The 2,844-nt window shown below is 57.2% G+C and carries 2 protein-coding genes and 1 pseudogene; all 3 read left to right on the top strand.

Annotated elements, in window-relative coordinates; translation table 11 throughout:
- Positions 1-1,571: type VI lipase adapter Tla3 domain-containing protein (locus PMI26_RS03815; RefSeq protein ID WP_007979296.1), on the top strand; the 1,571-nt coding region annotated here is incomplete at its 5' end.
- Complete coding sequence (locus PMI26_RS03820; protein WP_007979295.1) at positions 1,568-1,837, top strand: PAAR domain-containing protein; 270 nt, start codon at positions 1,568-1,570, stop codon at positions 1,835-1,837. The genes PMI26_RS03815 and PMI26_RS03820, both read left to right, overlap by 4 nt.
- 4 nt (positions 1,838-1,841) lie before the next feature.
- Positions 1,842-2,844: pseudogene (locus PMI26_RS03825) on the top strand (type VI lipase adapter Tla3 domain-containing protein); the annotation flags it as partial.

The following is a 2,844-nucleotide window of genomic DNA, read 5'->3' as shown; positions in this document are numbered from 1 at the left end:
GAACGTACGGGTTATCTGACGTGGAACTTCGTGACCTCAACCCGGTAATGCGCTGGGGTATCGCCGCTATTCTGGGGCCCTTGCTGCTGATTTACAGCTTGCACTGGATCGGCAAGACAGGGGCACACGAAGAGACAGAACTCGCGACCTACAAATCAAAAGTCATGGCCGAAAGAGCCGAGCACATTGCTACCCAGGAGCGTACTTATGCGTTGGAAATACGGGGAGTTGGACTCGCAGTCGACAATTGGCATCAGTCCTCAATTTGGCGGGAAATCAAAAAGACCAACAGCAATTTCACTTCGATCTATTCACGAGACCCCAAGGATTACGACACTTCCGTGAACTCTCGAGAGATCACAGCGAGAATCAACACCCGTGTCGCGTTCAAGCATTCAGCCAGCGACTCGGTGGCCTACTGGCCAATTCCGGTGTTTGCAATCGCACCGCCCAAGCAGCCGAAAAACGTGGGGGCCGCCGCAAATATTTCAGATGGACGCAATGCCGCCACCCTGGGCGTGACGCTGTTCCTCTGGCAAGACGCGGACAATACCTCGCATGCCCAAAGCATGATCGAGCGGCTGTACAAGTTCTTCGAGGACAATCCAAAGGTACCGCAAGCATTGATTGTGAGCGAGGATGGTGATGTGACCCGAAGTGGTCTTCGCGTGGCCGGCACACCAGGTCTACAAAATGTCCATGCCGTGCCAACGGTGTACGAAAGTATGACTGGTCTGCTGCTCACCCGTTCGGATCGGGTAGACCGCTATATCCGTCCCTTTGCTACCCACGATTCCGAGGACAACCAGAACACGAACACCGACATGGGCAAGTTGTGGGCGTTTTACTGGAAGCATTCGCCGCTGTTCAGAAAGGTGTACGAGGATGCTGAACGTGCCAAAGGCAGTACAGGCTTTATTCTCCCTATTACCACCATGTCCTCCACCTACTGGCAATCCCAACTCCCCACTCTCTGGCAAACCCTGAGCAACCGAGGCCCCGGTCATTTCGAGCCCTCCCCATGGCTACCGGTGCGCTGGGCCGAGCATCAAGTCAAGGAGTTCGATAAAGCCCCGATTCTGGGCTACCTGCACCGCCCGATCAAAGTCCTGATGCACGACGACAACGGCAAACCGCTCAAACCCGCGCTACAGGCCAAAGCCCTGCAAGCAGGCTGGCTGCAGGCACTGGAAACCCTGCCCAACGGTAAAAAACCGGCGCGGGTGTTTTACGACAGCACCGACAACACCCCTGGCGAGATCGCCCTGACCATCGCGTTGCACAGCCTGAACAGCGATGGAGCCGGCCTCGAGTTGGGCAATGTCGACGAGGGCTACGACATCGGTCGGCGCCTGGGCAACACCGGCGTCAGTAGCGCCCTGGTCGAAATCAACCTGGCCACGATTGCCAGCTATCAGGAAGGTGGTGTCAGCGCGGTGGTGTACACCGGCGAAGACGGCAGTGTCACCGTGCAAATGGTCCGCCCACCGGACGAAGCCCGCAAAGCGAAGAACCAGCAAACCCACGGCGCCGATCCGTTCAGATTTCGTATGCCGGGAAACAAACCATGAGCCATCCCATTTGCCTGGGCGACGCCACCAGCAGCGGTGGCACCGTGGTTTCCTGCCAGCTCGAAGGCACACATACCCTCAATGGAAAAACCCCGGCGGTGTTGGGCGACAAGGCTTCCTGCCCGCTGCATCTGGGCGAGTTTGCCTTCGTCGAAGGGCATCCCCGCCGGCGTATGAACGGCATTCCGGTCGTATTGCAGGGCCATCTCCTGGCCTGCGGTTGTCATGCCGTGGCGAGCAATGCTTTGAACGTACGGGTTATCTGACGTGGAACTTCGTGACATCAACCCGGTACTGCGCTGGGGTATCGCCGCTATTCTGGGGCCCTTGCTACTGATTTTCAGCGCTCACTGGTGGGGCAAAGCCGTTGCCAGTGAAAAGGCAGGGCTCGCCGCCTATAAAGCCAACGTCATGGCGCGAATCACCGAGCAACAGGCCACGCAAGCGCGGACTTATGCGTTGGAAATCCGCGGGGTGGGGCTTGGGATCTACCAGGACCACCAATCGGAGATCTGGCAATTCATCAAGAAGAAAAATAACAACTTTGCGTCGATTTACTCACGGGACCCCAAGGATTACACAGACTCACTAGACTCCCGAGAGATCAGCAGAGATATCAAAATCCGAGTCGCCTTCAAACATTCGGCAGGCGCGTCAGTGGCGTACTGGCCAATCCCGGTATTTTCCATCGCGCCGCCCAAGCAACCTTCAGATACAGGCGCTGCGGATAACATCCTCAACGGTCGCAATGCCGCCACGCTCGGAGTCACGCTCTTTTTGTGGCAAGACGCGGAGAATACAACCCACGCCCAAGGCAGGATCGAGCGCTTGTTCCAGTTCTTTGATGACAACCCCAAAGTGCCCCAGGCCTTGATCGTGAGCGAGGACGGCGACGTCACACGAAACGGTTTGCGCGTGCCAGGTACCCCGGGGTTGCAGAACGGTCATGTTGTCCCCACTGTGTACGAAAGCATGACCGGGCTGCTGGTCACCCGCTCCGATCGGGTAGATCGATACCTTCGCCCATATGCCACCCATGAACCTGAAGACAACCAGAACAAAAACACTGATCTGGGCAAACTGTGGGCCTTTTATTGGGACCGTGATAGAGCATTTATGGATTGGTATGAAACCGCAGCGCGTGCCAATGCCTCCGAAGCCCCCTATGCGCCTACCACCATGTCCACCGCCTACTGGCAATCGCAACTCCCCTCGCTCTGGAACACGGTCTCTGATCGAGGTACAGGCTACTTCGAGCCCTCCCCATGGCTAC

Source organism: Pseudomonas sp. GM33 (genome assembly GCF_000282295.1).
Taxonomy (GTDB): domain Bacteria; phylum Pseudomonadota; class Gammaproteobacteria; order Pseudomonadales; family Pseudomonadaceae; genus Aquipseudomonas; species Aquipseudomonas laurylsulfatiphila.
This window is presented reverse-complemented; position numbering and strand designations above follow the sequence as displayed.

Bases quoted from the DNA above. Each gene is read 5' to 3' on its own strand.
- PMI26_RS03820 (WP_007979295.1), top strand. From the start codon at position 1,568: ATGAGCCATCCCATTTGCCTGGGCGACGCCACCAGCAGCGGTGGCACC.